The sequence below is a fragment of the Acetobacter sp. genome (assembly GCF_047723915.1).
GTDB lineage: Bacteria > Pseudomonadota > Alphaproteobacteria > Acetobacterales > Acetobacteraceae > Acetobacter.
In genome coordinates this window covers 104,311-121,756 of sequence record NZ_JBDOBQ010000009.1, presented here as the reverse complement: position 1 = coordinate 121,756, position 17,446 = coordinate 104,311, and the positions used below count along the sequence as shown (strand labels likewise).

The window sequence follows — 17,446 nt, the reverse complement described above, 5'->3', positions numbered from 1 at the left end:
GCGCTCACGGAACTCAGGCGAATAACGGGATGTTTTCTTCTTCTCTACCATAGGGCTCATCCTCCGAGAGTTTTACTCTCCGGTAAAACCGTGGCAGTTCAGTCCAGACGAGCGAACGGTCATCCGCAAAATAACAGGATGGAGCCAACGGGCCATGTTCTCACTCAAGGGGCATTCGATCTCGGCAGCACGTGCTCTCTTTCGTACGGAGCAGAAATCGCATGCGCTAGCTGCTGAGTTCAGATAAGAAACGTTTCCACAGAACTTGGGGCATGCTGTCTTCTCCAGAGATCCCATGCCGTCCACCGAAAGTTGATGTCTGGTCTGGGCTGTAGGCTGGATGAAAGGTAATTTTTTATATGGCCACGATTCTGATCGTCGACGACCGGATTACCAATCGCACTATTTTTGCCAAGATTGCAGCTTCAGTCGCACCGGACGTCGTGGCCATTCCATTCGAAAACCCGCTTTCCGCGCTGCAGTGGATGGCCGGGCATGACGCCGATCTGGTCATCGTCGATTACAAGATGCCGCAAATGGATGGGGCAGTATTTACCCGCCGGGTTCGCGCCATACCCAAATGGTCCGACATTCCGATTGTCGTGATCACGGCCCATGACGACCGTGCTTTCCGCCTGACGGCTCTGGAGGCCGGGGCCACGGACTTCCTGCACACGCCGATCGATCACACCGAATTCAAGACTCGTGTCCACAATCTGTTGAAGCTCAGCCTGCATCAACGTGCCATGCGCGGCCGGGTCGAGGCTCTGGCGCAGGAACTGAGAGAAAGCGAAATATCGCATAATCGGGCGCTGCGTGACAGCCGCGAGCGACTGGCCCAGGTGATCGATACCATTCCGGCATTGATCAGCGCCTGTGATCGCGAAGGGCGCTGTATCTTTGTCGGTGCTTACCAGACAGACCTGACCGGACTCGACCCTGCGCAGCTACCCGGTGACCGCACTGCCGTGTTTGGCGAGACGCATCGCCTGCGGCACAATATTCTTGATCAGCAGGTTCTGGACACGGGCCGGCCGATCAGCGGGGTGGAGGAGGAGATACTCGACCGTCACGGCGAACAGCGTGTCTTTACAACCACGAAGTCCCCCCTGCGTGACGGCGCTGGGGAAATCGTGGGCGTGCTCACAACCTCCATTGACATCACCGAACGCAAGCGGGCGGAGGAGCGGCTCGCGTTTCTGGCGGGGCACGACCATCTGACCGGCTTGCCCAATCGCTCCTTCCTGCATGACAGGCTGCGGCATGAACTGCAGGGGGGCGATGTTGGTTTTGCCCTGCATTTCATTGATCTGGACCGGTTCAAGGGCATCAATGACGGGCTGGGTCATTATTTCGGCGACCAGCTTCTAAGGGCTGTGGCTGATCGGCTGCGTGCCTCCGTGCGCCCTGGCGACGTGCTGGCCCGCCTCGGGGGCGACGAATTCGCCCTGTTGCAGACCGGTGCCTCCACGGAAGAGGAGGCCGCCGAGGTCGCGCAACGTATCAACCGGGCGCTGGACGCTCCTTTCCAGTTGGAGGGCAAGGCGGTGGCTGTAAATGCCAGTGTCGGCATTGCCCTTTACCCGCGCGATGGCCTGACCACCGAGGAACTGCTGCAGAACGCCGATATTGCGATGTACCGGGTGAAGGTCGCCAGTGGGCATGGCTATGCCTTCTTTACCGAGGACATGCTCTGCCGTGCCCGCGACTCCATCAGTCTGCAACTCGAATTGCGCGAGGCGCTGCAAAAACAGCAGTTTGTCGTGCATTACCAGCCGCAATTCGATCTTATTTCAGGCGAGATCATCGGTGTCGAGGCCCTGCTGCGCTGGAACCGGCCGGGAGTGGGGCTTGTTACTCCCGGCTCGTTCCTGTCAGTGGCGGAGGAAAGCGGGCTGATCCTGCCGATCAACGCATGGGTTCTGCGCGAGGCCTGCCGTCAGGCTGTGGAGTGGATGGTCGGCACGGCCCCGCCGTTGCGCGTGGCGGTGAACATCTCACCGCTGCAGATCCAGCGCGAAAACCTCTGCAACCTGGTTATGGATGTGCTGGAGCAGACCGGCCTGCCGCCCTATCTGCTGGAGCTGGAACTGACGGAAAGCATCCTGTTACAGCAGGCCGAAGCCGCTGCCCCGGATTTGCAGGAACTGCGCCGCCGCGGCGTTCATATCGCGATTGACGATTTTGGTATGGGCCACTCGTCGCTGACGCATCTGAAACGTATTCGCGTGGACCGGGTGAAGATCGACCAGGGTTTCATTGCGGATATGCACAAGGCCGGCTCGAATGACCTGCCCATTATCCGCGCCATTATCAATCTGGGGCGCGAGATGAATATCGAGGTTGTGGCCGAAGGGGTCGAGACGGAAGAGCAGGCTCGTACCCTGCGCGAAGAAGGCTGCCAACTGGTCCAGGGCTTCCTGTACAGCCGTGCCCGCGATCCCAAAGATATCACACGGATGATGAAGGGCGAGGCGTCATGATGACCCGGGGGCCCTGTGCAGGTACTTAGGGGCCTGGGCTCCCTGCTACGCCGATCGCGGGAACAGGCGAGTGGTGACTGGGAAATGGCGATCAACCGGTTTATCGCAGGCCTGCTGGTCTTCCTGTTCAATCTTTACGGGCTTGGTAACGACCTGACGGCCGCGTCGCATCTGCGCGCCGGGGCGCTGGCCTATCTCGGGCTCGGGCTTCTGCTGCTGGGCTATTGCATCGTTGCACCCAGGAGTATCCGCCTGCGTCGTGTCGTTGCCATGCTGCTGGATTTTGGCGCCGTGTCGTATGAGCTGCATATCGGCGGCTGGTCGACGGCGTGGCTGAGCCCCGCTTATCTGTGGGTCATCTTCGGCAACGGCTTTCGCTTCGGCTCCGGTTTCCTGTTGCTGGCCATGGGGATCGGCACCGTTGCTTTTGGCCTCATGCTCTGGAGCACGCCTTTTTGGCACCTGCAGCCACCGCTGGCCGTGGGCATGCTGGCGGGCGTGATCATTGTGCCGCTTTATGCCCTGGCGTTGATTCGCAAACTGTCGCAGGCGCGCCGCCAGGCGGAGGAAGCCAGCTAGGCAAAATCGCTGTTCCTGGCCAGTGTCAGCCACGAGCTTCGTACACCTCTGAACGCTATTGTCGGTACCGGCGCGCTGCTGGAGAGCCGTGCGACCGACGCCGACCAGCGGGAGATGAGCCGCACGGTCCTGACTGCCGCGGATACCCTGCTGTCGCTGATCGACGACATACTCGATCTTTCGCGCATCGAGGCTGCCAAGATGCCGGAGATCCGCAGCGAGTTTGATCTTGCCGATCTGCTGGGGCAGTTGCGGCGCATGACTGCGGGACAGGCCAAGGCCAAGGACCTGTTCCTGAATGTCTATGTGAGCGCGCACACGCCGCTGCATCTGATCGGCGATAACCGCCGCCTGCGTGAAATCCTGCTGAACCTCGTCAGCAACGCCATCAAATTTACCAGTCAGGGCGGCGTCGTGCTTGCCGTGAACATGGTGCGGCGCACGGTGTCCACTGCCCGGTTACGATTCGAGATCATCGATACCGGAATTGGCATCGAACCCGAGGCACGGCAACGCATTTTCGAGGTTTTCGAACAGGCCAATCCTACCATTCTGGACCGCTTTGGGGGCACCGGGCTTGGCCTTGCGATTACCCGAAAATCGGTTCAGATGCTGCGTGGAGAGATCGGGGTCGACAGCGCGGTCGGTGTTGGCAGTACGTTCTGGATCGAGATCGACTTCACGTGCAGCCGCACGCCCGTCAAGAAGACGGAGCGCTTCTGCGAGCTACAGGCAACCCTGTTGGCGCGCGCCCCCGAGACGGCAGCTCCGGTGGTGGCATGGCTGTCGGCGCGGGGCATTCCCGTTCGCACGGCCACGCCGGATGACGCCGGACTGGCCGGATTTTTTGATGATCCTGATGATGAGACGGGAATTCTCCTCTTTCAATCGCAGGACGGGGATGCGACAAAAGCATCCGACGGCGTGCTGGTGGCAGTGGCGGCAACGCTGCCAGAAGGGCCGCTCCTGACCCAGGCCCGGCGCCACGTGATCTCGGTGCTGACGCCGCCATTGACAGATGACGTGCTGATGACCGTGCTTTCTCTCGTGCTTGCGAACACTGCAGCCCCATTCAAGCCGGCGGCATGGTCGCAGCCGCAGCGTCACCTGCGTATTCTGGTTGTTGACGACAACCGGGCCAATCAGCTTGTCCTTTCGCGCATTCTGGAGCGGGCCGGTCACGCGGTGCAACTTGCCAACCATGGCGAGGAGGCACTGGACGTGCTGAGCGAAGAGGATTTCGACCTCGCGATCATGGACGTGAACATGCCTGTCATGGGCGGGATCGAAGCGGTCAAGCTTTATCGGGTTGGTGCTATCGGTGATCCCCATCTGCCGATTCTGGCCCTGACCGCGGACGCGACGCCAGAGACCCGGCAGCGCTGCCTCGATGCGGGAATGGATGCATGCATCACCAAGCCGGTGGAGCCGGACACATTGCTGACCGCCATCGACGGTCTGATGGTCCCGGGCAGGCTGCATGCGGCCCCCAGCACAGGCGTGGTAGCCGAGATCAGTTCCCACCCCCGGTTCCGCGACGCGGGCGCACCGCCGGTGAACGCGCAGGCGATCGCACGACTGCTGGACCTTGCGGGCCCGGCTTTTCTGCAGGAGGTTACGGACGAGTATCTGGCGGACGCCAGAATTATTCTGGCGCGACTACAAAGGGCCGCGCTCGAATCTGACGTGTCGACCTTTCGCAGTCAGGCACATGCCATGTGCAGCGGGGCGGCCAATCTCGGGGCGATGACGCTGTATGAACTCTGCACGGAATGGCAGACCATTTCCGCTGCCGACCTGGCGGCAAAGGGGGCATCCCACGTCAAGCGCCTGACGGCGGAACTTGCGCGGGTTGAAACTGCGTTGCGCAACTGGGACGCAAACGGAGTGGCCAGACAATGAAAGCGTGCGCTCCCACCGCCTGGCCGGTCCTGTTCAGAAGTTCATGCCGCCGCAACCGCCATTGATGCCATGCGGCGTTGCCGGGACCGATCCTGCGCGGCGGCAATACGCGCCATCTTCCGCAGGTCCTGCTCGGACAGGCGCATAGCCGCCTCGACCCAGGTGTCTGTCACGTCGCGCAGTTCCTCCAGCGTCACGGGGTTGACGCGCCGCCGCACCTGATAGATGGCTGAATGCGCGGAGTGACGCGTCCGGTTGCCGGCAATATATTGCTTGACCGCGGTCTGCCCCTGTCCTTCGTCGACCAGGATATCGACCACGCCCAGGGCATGCATTTCCTCGGCGGTGTAGATGCGCCCGGACATGATCATCTCTTCCGCTTTGGCCGCGCCGATTTTGCGCGCAAGGAAGCTGTAAGCCCCCATGCCCGGAAACAGGTTGAACAGAATTTCCGGCAGGCCGAATTTTGCCTGCCGTTCCGCGACCAGCATGTCGCATGACAATGCCGATTCCAGTCCGCCGCCCAGCGCGTCGCCCTGGATCAGGGCGATGGTGATGACGCGATTGCCGTAGCCGGTGTAGTTGGCATAGCCCGACTCAACGCAGCTATAGGCATAGCGGCGCAGCGTATCGGCGTCGCGCTGTTCAATTTTCTGGCGAAACAGCACCAGATCGCCGCCAAGGTTGAAAACGCCCGACGTGCGCGAGCCGAGCACGAAATAGTCGAACGGCCGTTCGCCAGGCTGCGCGGTAGCGAACATCCGGCTGATATTCGCTTGCATTGCCGCCAGATCGACCAGCAACTGCCGGGTGAAGCTGGGGCGTTCCGCCGGGCGCATGAAGCACCAGTAGGCACGGTCCTCCGCCGTGATAAAGGTGTCGAGATCCTTGTAGCTTTCTTCCACCACCGTACCCGTGGGCGGCAGCGGAGCATAGCTCAGCGTGGCATGATCTTCGTCGGGCAGGCCATTCCGCTGGCCGTTGTTGATGGAGGAGGAGATCAAATTTGCGTAGGTCATATCAAAGTCCGATCGATTGTTTGAGCCACGGTCGGCCGGCAGTGTTCCGGCCGGTTCGCAGTCTTGCACATCCAGACCCGAACTATGTGAACTGTCTGTCGTCGAAATGATGGAGATTTGTGATGGCGTGAGATAACGGAGGCTCCACAGGCGGATTGACGCACCGACTGGAGGCTCTGATTTCAGGGCTGGCTATGGGGGAACCTTGAGCAGACAGGCGCGGCACGGCGCCAGCCCGATAAAAACCGGGTGTGCGTGGAGGCGCGCTTGTGGGCGCCCTGCCATGTCAGCGCGGTAACGACATGGCAGGGTTTCGCCAAACAGGAGCTTGCCTGCCGCAATCCCTGTGGACAGGGCGTGCGGCGCCAGAACGCCGGTGTTTATCCGGCTTTTGCCTGCGCCGCTCTGCGCAGCGCGGGGAGCATGTCCTCCGGTTCCGGGCGACGGGTATAGTCGGGATTGACTTCGGCATATACGATCACACCATCCTGACCGATGACGAAGCGGCCGGGCATGGGCAGGGTCCAGCTTTGGTCACCATTGAACGACGGCAGATCGTTTTTCAGGCTCGTGTAGAGTGCCACAAGGTAATCCGGCAGGGCGAAGCGCAGGCCGAACAGGGCTGCAACGTCGTTATGCATGTCTGACAGGATCGGGAAGTCGAGATGGTTCTGCCGAACGGATTTTCGACTGTTTACCGATGTCTGTGGTGAAATGGCGATCAGGCTCGCACCAAGGTCGCGAAAAGAGGGGAGCGTCGCCTGAAGGGCCTGGAGCTCCATGTTGCAGTAAGGGCACCACACACCGCGATAGAAACTGATGACCAGCGGGCCTTTTGCCAGCAGATCGGCTGAGGATACGGCGTTGCCCTGCGCGTCGTTGAGCAGGAACGATGGAGCCTTGTCACCCGCTTTGAGCGCGTGTTCCGCTGCGCCGGAGGCAAGCAGTTCGGCAGTTGCGCGGTGCATGACTTCGATTACCGAAGCCGGAACATTGTAGGGCGGTTTCCCGGCTTCGAAATCGGCCTTGAAAGCGTCGAGTTTGTTCTGAAGAGACATGGGTATTTCCTTTATGGATATGGGGCCTGTGGTCAGGGGCGGGGGAATTTTTCGGGCAGGGTAGGAGGCAGGGCTATCGAGCGGATTGCGGCGGAATGGGCCTCAGTCCGGGGTGGCGCGCGGATAATCGGTGTAGCCATGCGCGTCACCCCCATAGAAAGTGCTGCGGTCGTAAGGCGTGAGAGGGAGGTTGCGGCGCAGTCTTTCCGGCAGATCCGGGTTGCTGATGAAATATCGGCCAAATGCCACGGCGTCGGCATATCCGGCCTGAAGAAGCATTTCAGCGCTTTCACCCTTGAAGCCACCAGCGGCAATGATGGTACCGTGGAAGTGGTTGCGCAGGTATTGTGCCGTTACAGGTGCCGCTTCCGGAAGGAACGCTGTGTCTGTCGTACGCGGCTCGACAACATGAAGATAGGCAAGGCCGAGAGCGTCAAGTGTGCGGGCAACATATCCGAACGTCTCTCGCGGATTGCTGTCCGACATGGTGCCGTAGGTGCCGCTTGGACTGATACGGACCCCCACACGATCCGCGTCCCACACGCTGATTGCGGCCTGTGTAATGTCGAGCAGGAAGCGGGCGCGGCGTTCGATCGGTCCGCCATACCCGTCTGTCCGCTGATTGGTGCCATCCTGAAGGAACTGGTCCGGCAGGTAGCCATTGGCGCCATGAATTTCCACACCATCAAATCCTGCGGCCCTGGCCCGTACCGCACCTTGGCGAAACTGTTCGATAATGCCCGCAATTTCGTCGAGTTCCAGGGCGCGTGGCATTGAAAACGGTTCCAGCCCCCGCGGTGTATAAGCATATCCTTCCGCCTGGATGGCGGAGGGTGCGACGGGGGCCTGGCCACCGGGCTGAAGGTCTGGGTGGGATTGCCGTCCGACATGCCAGAGCTGCATGACAATTCTGCCACCCTTTGCGTGAACCGCGTCTGTGACCGTTCGCCAGCCTTCGATCTGCGCATCATCGTATATGCCGGGCGCTCCGGCGTAACCGTAACCTTCCCGTGCGACCGGCGTACCTTCGGAAATAAGAAGACCACCTCTGGATGTTCTTTGTGTGTAGTATTCGCGGATCAACGCGCCGGCTCTGTCACCGGGCTCTGATCGCATGCGTGTCAGCGGCGCCATGACAACCCTGTGGTCGAGCAGGAGCGCCCCTGCCTTGAAGGGTGTAAATAGTCTGGACATGTTTTTTCCTTTTGAAAAAGCTGTGGCTTCAGGCTGGCTGGACAAGAGCTTCGACACGGGCGATGCCCCGTTGCACGGCAGGACGACCTTCGATTTCTGAATACCAGCGTGCGACATGTGGTGTGCTGTCGAGCGTGATGTTGGGAAAGCTGCGCCGCCATATCCAGCCGAAATGGGCGATATCGGCGATGGTGAACTCATCTCCGGCTACAAAGCGGCTTTTCGCCAGGGTCGTGTCGAGCACGTGCAGCGTCCGTTTGGCCTCGGTCGAGAAGCGCTCCAGTGCGATCGGTTCTGCCGTTGCGGCAAATCGCTGGAAAAAGCCGGATTGCCCGAATGCGGGGCCCAGGCCGGAGGCATGAAAGAAAAGCTGCTCGAAAACGCGGGCACGGGCGATGGTGGCAGATGGCAGAAGCTGTCCTGTTTTTTCCGCAAGGAAGACAAGAATGGCAGCAGATTCCGTAAGGGCGACTGTGCGCCCTGTTTCATCCGTTGTTACGAGAACCGGCACCTTGCCATTTGGGTTTATGGCGAGGAATGCGGGCTCTTTCTGCGCCCCCCTGCGTATGTTCACACTGCGCAGGGTGTAGGTTAGCCCAAGCTCTTCTAGGGCGACTGTTACCTTGACGCTGTTAGGCGTCGCGAATGCATAGACATCAAACATCGGAGAATTCTCCCTGTTGTCTGGACGATAAGCGGGTGAGCGCATGGCCCAGCAGGGCGGACGCGGCATGCACCAGGCTGCCTGTCAGATGGAAGGTCAGAAGACCGTCTGCGATGGCGGGTGCGGAGGTGACGCGCATGAATGAACGGAACATCTGGGGCTTTTTCCCTGTCTGACCCCGGCCTGTCCGGGTTGCTGCATAAGAGATGCCTCTTCCGGGCTCGACAGGGCAGGCAGCTTATGGCGATAAAGGTTATTCCCTGGAGGAATGACATGGACCGTTATCAGGCAATGGCCACGTTCATACGTGTGGTGGATACGGGATCGTTCTCTGCTGCGGCGCGTCAGCTTGGTGTGGGTCAACCGGCCGTGTCCAAAAGCATTGCGCAACTTGAGGCGCATTTGCAGGTCAGCCTGCTGGTCCGTTCCACGCATGGTCTGACACCAACCGAGGCTGGGCAGAGTTTTTACGAGCGGGCGCGCAATGCGGTGCAGGAAGCGGATGAGGCAGAGCTTGCCGCCAAGGGGGCGGGGGCCGGTCTTTCAGGCAGGTTGCGGGTTTCGGCTGCCACAACGTTTGCCAGGCTGCACATTATCCCGCGACTGCCACGGTTTCTGGCTGAACACCCGCACCTGGGCGTTGAGATCATTCTCGATGACCGCATGATCGACCTTGTGGCGGAAGGTATCGATATTTCCCTGCGGATAGGTGCACTGGCCGATTCCACGGCGGTTGCGCGCAAGATTGCAACGGGGGCACGCTCGGTTCTGGCAACACCCACCTACCTTGAACGGGCGGGAACCCCGCGCACACCGGCAGATCTGGCGAACCATGAAGCGATCATTTACAGCCAGTTGCAAAGCGCATGGTCGTTTATGCGGGATGGTGCGGCGGTGTCGGTTTCTGTCAGCGGGCGGCTCAGGACCAGTGCTGCGGAAGGAATAAGAGCCGCTGTTCTGGCAGACATGGGGCTGACCATTGCGTCCGACTGGATGTTCGCGCCCGAACTGGAAAATGGCACGGTCGTTCGTGTTCTCGATGCGTGGTCACTGTCCTCGATCGATCTGTGGGCGGTTTTTCCCGCAGGCCGGATGATAACAGCCAAGGCACGTCAGTTCGCGGACTTTGTGGAAAACATCATGAAGGGAGAGCCAAATCCCTGACAGGAAAATACCCGAACCTGCATAGGCGTTTTCCGTGCATAATATGATGGAAAGTCACGGGGGCGGTGGTGACAGGCGTAAAACCCGCCAGTTGCAGACAGCCCCCAGAAGCAGCAGAACGCTGGTTCCCAGAAAAACCGCGCGCATACCCATCTGCCCGGCAACAAAACCACAGATCAGCGGCCCCACAACCTGCCCGCCATATTGTGCGGAAATAGCATACCCCATGACGCTCCCGACCGAATGATCCGGGACGTTGTGCCGGATCAAGGCGGACAGACAGGGCAACAGTCCACCAAGGGACAGTCCCATCAGAAAACGCAGGCCGATCAGTTGCCAGCCTGCCGTCACAAACGCCTGCGGAACCAGCAGTATGCCGGCCACTGCAAGGGCACCGGTAATGACAGTCCCATGCCCGGCCCTGTCCGCCAGCCGGCCCAGAGGGGAGGCAGACACGATGCTCCCGAGTGCTGCCGCCGACATGACCAGACCAGCGGTAAAGGTAACACGCGCGGGATCGGTAATCAGGGTGCGGATATACAGGGTGATGATCGGCTCGATCGACATGGTGGCGACCATCAGCAGTACTCCGGTGCCGAGCGTGGTGAGCACAAGAGATTTGTCGGGAATATCTGCCCAGCCGGCCCGGCTGCGGGCTCCTGTGGTTGATCGGCGTGGTGTTTCGCGCACCAGCAGAACGGTCGCAAGGAACGCCACAAAAATCAGGCAGCCCGCTCCCAGAAACGTCATGCGAATTCCGATCAGGGGTGGCAGAATACCGCCAATCAGTGGGCCAGCCAGATTGCCAGCCATCACGCCCGAGGCCAGCAGGCCGAGCGCCCATGCCGAGCGGTTGCGGGGTGCCTGAGCCGCCACCATGATGGTTGCTCCGGACGAATATCCCCCGGCAAGACCCGCGATAAGCCGCAATCCCACCAGTTGCCAGATTGTGGTGGCACACCCCATCAGCGCCATTGTGACCGCCATGCCCAGACTGGCTCGCACCAGCATGAGTTTACGCCCATACCGATCTCCCATGTGGCCCCAGAGCGGGGCGACCAGTCCGGCACTCAGAAAGGTCGCGCCATAAGCGACCCCGGACCACCGGGCGATACTGGCCTGCCCCTCGACACCCAGTTGCTGAACATACAAAGGCAGGAACGGCAGCATGAGCGTCATGGCGACCAGGGTTGTAAAGGAACCGAACAGGCAGACGATCAGGTTGCGCCGCCAATGAGGCTCATGCCCATCAGGTTGGGAATGGGGAGACATGGGGGCAGTCATCCTTCAAAAGCCGTTCGATTCTTGGTATACCAAATTGGAATGCCGTTAAGGAAGGCATTGGCGTCAGGTCAAGGGGAGAATGCGATGGCGAAAATCGTCACGCAGATGCAGCATGCGCAAGACCGGTTGAGACGACTGGTTCTGGACATGGAACTCGGGCCCGGAGAGCGTCTGACGGAACGTGGGGTGGAGGTGCTGCTCGGCGTTTCCAGAACTTCCGTGCGAACGGCCCTGTTCCGCCTGGAGGCAGAAGGGCTTGTCTGCCGTGAAGGGCGCGGCTGGATGGTGCCGCCGATAGATCTGGAGGAAATAGCCGAACTCTGTATCTATGGCGAGGTCTTGGAGCTGGAAGCTCTCAGGCTGGCGCCCGCCGTGATTGCGGCAGACGATATAACAACAGCCGAAAATCTGTTGCAGTCGATCGTGCCGACTACCAGCCCTGAAGACCTGGATGAGGCCGGTCGCGACTTCCACCTCTGGATCGCGGGATTATCGGGGAACCGCTTCATCTGTCAGGGTGTGGAGGACGCCATGACACGCCTGCGACGGGCACGCTGGCTGGACAACAATCCATCGCATCATGGGTGGGATGAACATCGCAGGATTGTCGCGGCGCTCAAAAACGGGGAAAGACATGACGCAATGGCGCTGACAAAAGCGCACCTGACTGAAACACGGCACAATCTGCTGGCAGCCTTGCAGAGAAGCCGCCGCAGCCTCAGAGCGCGCGGGGCACTGGTTTTGCCCGCATGACGGGCTGATATCGCGGGTTTCGACACGTTCATATCCCCGGTCGGTGCAGCCCTCGCGCCTGAGCAGGCGGGAGGGCGACAGTGACGTTTTTGGCTGTAAATTAAGAACCGGGAGCGTTGCCTTTCATCCGAGCAGGAACACGCAGATCGAACAGGCCACCAGAGAGATGACAAAAGTAACGGATGTAAAGGCCATGACACGCTGGATGCCAATGCCCGCAATGGCAACGATCGGCACGGCCCAGAACGGCTGAAGCATGTTCGCCACGTTTTCGGCAATGGCGACGGCCATGATCACGTGGGGGATGGATGCATGCAGGCTGAGTGCCGCAGGCACCACGAACGGCCCCTGCACAGCCCAGTGGCCACCTGCGCTGGGTACAAGAAAGGTGATGAGCAGCGAACTGACAAAGCTCCAGAACGGCAGGGTGTGGGCGGATGCGACATGCACGAAAAACAGGGAAATGACCCCCGCAAGCCCAGTGGCCGTCATGATACCCATAATGCCGCCGTAAAATGGAAATTGCAGCAGAATGGGGCCGGTTTGCGAAATGGCTTCACGCACGGCATTGACGTACGCAATCGGGCGTTTTTGCAGGAACAGTCCCGCGATCAGAAATGTGAGTATCAGGCTGTCGATATCGAAGCCGAAACCCTTGTCGTGCCAGTGCAGCACAAGAGCCGCCAGCGCGAACAGTGCAATCAGGATGGAAAGGGTCGGTGAATACTCTGCCGCCAGTCGGGGGGACCATTTTGTCGGGCGTTCGACCTGTGCGGGTTGCTCGCTTTCGTGACTGTCCAGATAAATCGACTGTTCCGGGGCAGGGCAGAAACGTGGAAAAACCAGGGCGGATACAATGACCGTGATCGCGGTGGGTATTATCGTGAACGGCGAAAACAGCGTGTCACGCAGGGGGACCATCTGCCCGGTCATCTGCTCCACAATGTTCATGGGGTTGCCGTGTGACGCCTGTGACAGGGCAATGGAACTGGACAGCCCGCTGTTACAGATCCACCAGGCGGAATAGCCACATGCGACCAGCCAGCCGTAATCGACCCGCACATGGCGTGCGATTTCACGCGCGACGAACGCCCCCACTACCAGGCCCAGCCCCCAGTTGAGCCAGGTGGAAGACCCCACCAGCACATAGATCATCAGAACGGCCTGTGCAGGCGTCCTGACCCATGCGACCATGCGGCTGAGCAGTCGTTTCATGGGGGGAGCGCCCGCGACCGCGTGGCCTGTCACCAGGATCAGCATCATCTGGAACGCGAAAGCGACAATCTTGAAGGCGCCCCCATACCACGCGCCCAGAATATCCGCGGGGGTTCCGTGTGGCGCAAACCCCATTGCGAGGGCCGCCGTGACAAATGTCAGCAGCAGCGCAATCGCAAACGGATCCGGCATGTAACGATCGAAAAAAACGACGCAGAATTCGACAACCGCGCGTTGGAAAGAGTTCTGTCCTGCCAGTTCATCTGGGATTTTTTTTATGTCGGACATTGTGCGATATCCCGTTATCGGAGGGGCAAGCCGCACCTCCAGGAAAGTAAAATACCTTTGAAACCCGCATGCAGCCCCGATCGGGGCTGACGTGTCCGTACGGGTTGAATGTGTTGGCTGTTCGCCCCGGCGTTCGTCTGCCTGCCGGGCAGGGGAGCGATATGGGGCTGGTCGGTTCTTATCCGCTGACTTTCAGTGCAGCTTGCTGGCTTGCGCTTTCAGGTCTCAGCCCCAGCATCTGTCGCGCCTGGAGCGGCGTTGCCGGTTTGCGGCCCGCAGCGGCAAGATGTTCGCAGGCAACCCGCACCAGTTCGGCGTTGCCCCTGGCCAGCCGATCCCGCGTGATACGGATATTGTCTTCAAGTCCCGTGCGGATGGCATCGGCGTTCCGGGCAAGGGCCCAGTCCATCACGGTTGTCTGGAACCGGCCGATCCCGGCTGCTGTCCAGGTTGCTTCGGGCAGGATCCGTTGTTTTTCCGCCAGCAGAATGTCCAGCACATGTTCATCCGCGGGCATGGCGTTCTTGACGCCCAGAACGAACTGCACGTGGGGGGCCGGGCCCATCAGCCCTTCATCAATCAGGCGTCTCGCGCCGTGAATGTGCGACAGATCGAAAATCTCGATTTCGGGTGCGACATTGTAAGTCTGCATGGATGACGCCAGTGTCGTCACCAGGGCGGCACCGTTCTCATAGACGATGCTCGGGAAGTTGACGGAGCCGGTGGAAAGGGAGGCCATGTCGGGCCGCAGGGAGAGCGCACTACCCCGTTGTGACGGATCACGCCCCCGCCCGCCGGTGGAAAACTGGATGATCATGCCCGGACAGTAGCGTTGCACGCCGTCCTGCACGGCTGCGAAGCGCGCCGGGTCGGACGAGGGCGTTTCGTCCGCGTTGCGCACATGAATATGCACGAGCGTGGCGCCCGCCTCGTAAGCCTCATGCGTGGATTCAATCTGTTCCGACGGCGTGACGGGCAGGGTGGGGTTGTCGGATTTGCGCGGGACCGAGCCCGTAATGGCTACGGCAACAACACAGGGGCGCATTGGGGTTTTCCCTTTTTCTTGTTATGGGTGAGGAACCGCTTTGCGGTTGCAACCTTTTTTTGCGGTATCGGTTCCCAGGCATCGATGATGTGACACCATGGGCAGGCGGATGGTGAATGTCAGACGCGCTCTAGCAGCAGCGCAATGCCCTGGCCCACGCCAATGCACATTGTGGCAATCGCGCGCTTCAGGCCAAGGCGTTCCAGGGCATTGACGGCGGTCAGGGCCAGCCGAGCCCCCGACATGCCAAGCGGGTGCCCCAGTGCAATGGCGCCGCCATGCGGGTTGACGTGGGCCGCATTGTCGGGAAGCCCCAAGGCGCGCAGAACGGCAAGCGACTGGCTGGCAAAGGCTTCGTTCAGTTCGATCAGGTCGATATCACCCAGCGCAAGGCCGGTTCGTTCCAGCAGTTTACGCACGGCAGGCGCTGGCCCCATGCCCATGATCGCAGGTTCGACACCGGCGGTGGCCATGGCAATGACCCGTGCGCGTGGAGTGAGGTGATGACGGCGGACACCCGCCTCGCTGGCAAGGAGCAGGGCTGCCGCACCGTCGTTGACGCCCGATGCGTTGCCCGCCGTCACGGTGCCCCCTTCGGCCCTGAACGGTGCGCGCAGCTTTGCCAGACCGTCCAGTGTGGTGTCCGGGCGGGGGTGTTCGTCCTGGCTGACAGTGATTTCGCCTTTTCTGGCGGGAATGGTGACGGGTGTGATCTCGCTTGCGAAAACACCCTCTTCCTGCGCGCGTTTGGCCCGCTGCTGGGACGTGTAGGCGAACAGGTCCTGATCCTTGCGCGAAATCTGGTACCGTTCGGCCACGTTTTCGGCCGTTTCAGGCATGGTATCGACCCCCCATTGCGCTTTCATGGCGGGATTGACGAAGCGCCAGCCAATGGTGGTGTCCTGTAATTCGGCCTGTCGGCTGAAGGCCTCTGTCGCCTTGCCCATGACAAAGGGGGCGCGGGTCATGCTTTCCACACCGCCAGCCAGCAGCAGGTCGCCTTCGCCTGTGCGGATCATACGTGCGGCGGTGCCAAGCGCATCCAGCCCGGAGCCGCACAGACGGTTGACGGTGGATGCCGCTGTTCCGACCGGATACCCCGCGAGCAGTACCGCCATGCGGGCAACGTCGCGATTGTCTTCTCCCGCCTGGTTGGCGCAGCCCATGTAGCAGTCATCCAGAGCGTCCCAGTCCACACGGGCATTGCGTTCGCGCAGGGCCCGCAGCGGATGAGCCGCCAGGTCGTCGGCCCGTACGTCTTTCAGCGCTCCGCCGAAGCGGCCTATGGGCGTGCGCGTGAAATCGCAGATGAAAGCGTCAGCCATGGGTGGTCTCCAGCATCCGCAACCGTGCCCCCGTGCGGTTTTGAAGCCCGTCGAAATCAAGCCCCGGCACGATCTCGACAACTTCGAACCCCTGCGGTGTCACGTCTATGACGGCAAGGTTTGTATAGATGCGCGTTACCACCCCGGGCGCTGTCAGCGGGTAGGAGCAGCGTTCCACCAGTTTGGGCGCGCCCTCTCGGGTCGTGTGTTCGGTCACGACCCAGATATTCCTGGCCCCTACCGCCAGATCCATGGCGCCACCCACAGCCGGCGCGGCATCCGCCGCAGAGGTCGCCCAGTTCGCCAGATCACCGTTCTCGGCCACTTCGAACGCGCCGAGCACGCACAAATCGATATGGCCGCCCCGGATCATGGCAAAACTGTCGGCATGATGGAAAAGGGACGCACCTTTGAGCAGGGTGACATGCTGCTTGCCCGCATTGATCATCCACGGGTCGGCTGTCTCTGGCGTGGGGGCGGGCCCCATGCCGAGCAGCCCGTTCTCCGAATGCAGGACGATCTCGCGGTCGGGGGGGAGGTAGTCGGCAATCAGGGTGGGAATGCCAATGCCCAGGTTGCAATACCAGCCTTCGGGAATGTCGCGGGCCACGCGCTGGGCCATCTGCTGGCGTGTCAGCGGTTTGAATTCGCTCATTGTTTTTCTCCTTGCCGTTCCGCCGGAACGGCCGCGGTCTGCGGAACATGCACAACCCGGGTGACGTAAATGCTGGGTGTGACAATGTTTTCGGGGTCAAGGTCCCCCAGTTCGACGCTGTGACAGGTCTGCACAATGGTCAGGGGGGCCGCGGTAGCCATGACAGCGTTGAAGTTACGGCCGCTGCCACGGTAAACGCAGTTGCCCCACCTGTCCGCGCGCCATGCTTCGATCAGTGCGACATCGGCGGGCAGCCAGCGTTCGAGCAGGTATGTCTTGTCGCCGAAAATGCGTGTTTCCTTGCCATCGGCAATTTTCGTGCCGACCCCGGTTGGCGTGTAGAAAGCCGGAATACCGGCCCCGGCCGCGCGGATGCGTTCGGCCAGCGTGCCCTGCGGCACAATTTCCAGTTCCAGCTTTCCCGCCCGGAAAAGCTCTTCGAACACCACCGAACCTGCCGAGCGGGGGAACGAACAGATGATCTTGCGCACCCGCCCCGCTTCCATAAGGCGGGCCAGCCCGACACGTCCGCTGCCCGCATTGTTGGCGATGATGACGAGATCCCTTGCTCCCTGTTCGATCAGGCCCTCGATCAGCGCGTCGGGCTGACCGACGGCGCCAAACCCCCCGACCATGACGGTTGACCCGTCCTTGATCCCGTGCAGCGCCGCAGCGATGTCACGCACGCGCTTGTCGATCATTCCACCCTCCTTGCTAGATCATTTGTGCGACTAGCGCACTACTATGCGCCTAACGAACATAAGCCGGACCGGAGGGGGCTGCGCAAGACAAAAAGCGCCCGCCCTCAATCGCTTTTG

At 60.8% G+C, this 17,446-nt stretch carries 16 protein-coding genes; 5 read left to right on the top strand and 11 right to left on the bottom strand.

Going from position 1 to position 17,446, the window contains the following annotated elements:
* The first annotated feature begins 359 nt into the window (after positions 1-359).
* The 3 genes from ABF990_RS07430 (at position 360) to ABF990_RS07420 (ending at position 4,964) form a co-directional block, all read left to right on the top strand.
* On the top strand, positions 360-2,483 hold the full coding sequence (locus ABF990_RS07430) for an EAL domain-containing protein (protein ID WP_415490344.1): 2,124 nt from the start codon (positions 360-362) through the stop codon (positions 2,481-2,483).
* A gap of 84 nt (positions 2,484-2,567) precedes the next feature.
* Positions 2,568-3,062 carry a hypothetical protein gene (locus ABF990_RS07425; RefSeq protein WP_415500262.1) on the top strand — a complete coding sequence of 165 codons (495 nt, stop codon included), beginning with the start codon at positions 2,568-2,570 and terminating at the stop codon, positions 3,060-3,062.
* Between the two features lie 9 nt (positions 3,063-3,071).
* Positions 3,072-4,964 (top strand): response regulator, encoded by a 1,893-nt coding sequence (locus ABF990_RS07420; RefSeq protein WP_415506536.1) that lies wholly within the window; start codon positions 3,072-3,074, stop codon positions 4,962-4,964.
* A gap of 41 nt (positions 4,965-5,005) precedes the next feature.
* On the opposite strand, the gene ABF990_RS07415 is transcribed toward ABF990_RS07420, so the two are convergent.
* The 5 genes from ABF990_RS07415 to ABF990_RS07395 form a co-directional block, all read right to left on the bottom strand.
* Positions 5,006-5,983, bottom strand: coding sequence for a crotonase/enoyl-CoA hydratase family protein (locus tag ABF990_RS07415; RefSeq protein ID WP_415490347.1), 978 nt, complete (start codon positions 5,981-5,983; stop codon positions 5,006-5,008).
* Between the two features lie 380 nt (positions 5,984-6,363).
* Entirely contained in the window at positions 6,364-7,041 is a 678-nt protein-coding gene (locus tag ABF990_RS07410; protein WP_415490349.1) for a peroxiredoxin-like family protein, read from the bottom strand.
* Between the two features lie 102 nt (positions 7,042-7,143).
* A complete protein-coding gene (locus tag ABF990_RS07405) occupies positions 7,144-8,235 on the bottom strand; it encodes an alkene reductase (RefSeq protein WP_415500263.1) in 1,092 nt (363 codons plus the stop codon).
* 28 nt (positions 8,236-8,263) lie between these two features.
* Entirely contained in the window at positions 8,264-8,899 is a 636-nt protein-coding gene (locus ABF990_RS07400; protein ID WP_415490351.1) for a glutathione S-transferase family protein, read from the bottom strand.
* Positions 8,892-9,053: a hypothetical protein gene (locus ABF990_RS07395; protein WP_415490352.1), complete on the bottom strand. Its 162-nt coding sequence runs from the start codon at positions 9,051-9,053 to the stop codon at positions 8,892-8,894. Before ABF990_RS07395 ends, ABF990_RS07400 begins: the two co-directional genes overlap by 8 nt.
* Positions 9,054-9,172: 119 nt before the next feature.
* Between ABF990_RS07395 and ABF990_RS07390 the strand changes: the two genes are divergently transcribed.
* Positions 9,173-10,063, top strand: a complete 891-nt coding sequence (locus tag ABF990_RS07390; RefSeq protein ID WP_415490354.1) for a LysR family transcriptional regulator — start codon at positions 9,173-9,175, stop codon at positions 10,061-10,063.
* A gap of 54 nt (positions 10,064-10,117) precedes the next feature.
* On the opposite strand, the gene ABF990_RS07385 is transcribed toward ABF990_RS07390, so the two are convergent.
* The gene (locus ABF990_RS07385; protein WP_415490356.1) at positions 10,118-11,335 is read right to left on the bottom strand and encodes an MFS transporter; all 1,218 of its coding nucleotides are present in this window, start codon (positions 11,333-11,335) and stop codon (positions 10,118-10,120) included.
* A gap of 96 nt (positions 11,336-11,431) precedes the next feature.
* Between ABF990_RS07385 and ABF990_RS07380 the strand changes: the two genes are divergently transcribed.
* Complete coding sequence (locus ABF990_RS07380) at positions 11,432-12,100, top strand: GntR family transcriptional regulator (protein ID WP_415500264.1); 669 nt, start codon at positions 11,432-11,434, stop codon at positions 12,098-12,100.
* A gap of 123 nt (positions 12,101-12,223) precedes the next feature.
* Here ABF990_RS07380 and ABF990_RS07375 read toward each other — a convergent pair whose 3' ends face one another.
* The 5 genes from ABF990_RS07375 to ABF990_RS07355 all read right to left on the bottom strand — a co-directional run bounded on the left by ABF990_RS07375 (position 12,224) and on the right by ABF990_RS07355 (position 17,329).
* Positions 12,224-13,603 carry a short-chain fatty acid transporter gene (locus tag ABF990_RS07375; RefSeq protein ID WP_415490359.1) on the bottom strand — a complete coding sequence of 460 codons (1,380 nt, stop codon included), beginning with the start codon at positions 13,601-13,603 and terminating at the stop codon, positions 12,224-12,226.
* Between the two features lie 178 nt (positions 13,604-13,781).
* Positions 13,782-14,648: a 3-keto-5-aminohexanoate cleavage protein gene (locus ABF990_RS07370; protein ID WP_415490360.1), complete on the bottom strand. Its 867-nt coding sequence runs from the start codon at positions 14,646-14,648 to the stop codon at positions 13,782-13,784.
* Positions 14,649-14,767: 119 nt separating this feature from the next.
* A complete protein-coding gene (gene pcaF / locus ABF990_RS07365) occupies positions 14,768-15,973 on the bottom strand; it encodes a 3-oxoadipyl-CoA thiolase (RefSeq protein WP_415490361.1) in 1,206 nt (401 codons plus the stop codon).
* The gene (locus ABF990_RS07360) at positions 15,966-16,628 is read right to left on the bottom strand and encodes a 3-oxoacid CoA-transferase subunit B (protein ID WP_415490362.1); all 663 of its coding nucleotides are present in this window, start codon (positions 16,626-16,628) and stop codon (positions 15,966-15,968) included. Before ABF990_RS07360 ends, pcaF begins: the two co-directional genes overlap by 8 nt.
* Complete coding sequence (locus ABF990_RS07355; RefSeq protein WP_415490364.1) at positions 16,625-17,329, bottom strand: 3-oxoacid CoA-transferase subunit A; 705 nt, start codon at positions 17,327-17,329, stop codon at positions 16,625-16,627. The genes ABF990_RS07360 and ABF990_RS07355 overlap by 4 nt, the downstream gene beginning before the upstream one ends.
* Between the last annotated feature and the right edge of the window lie 117 nt (positions 17,330-17,446).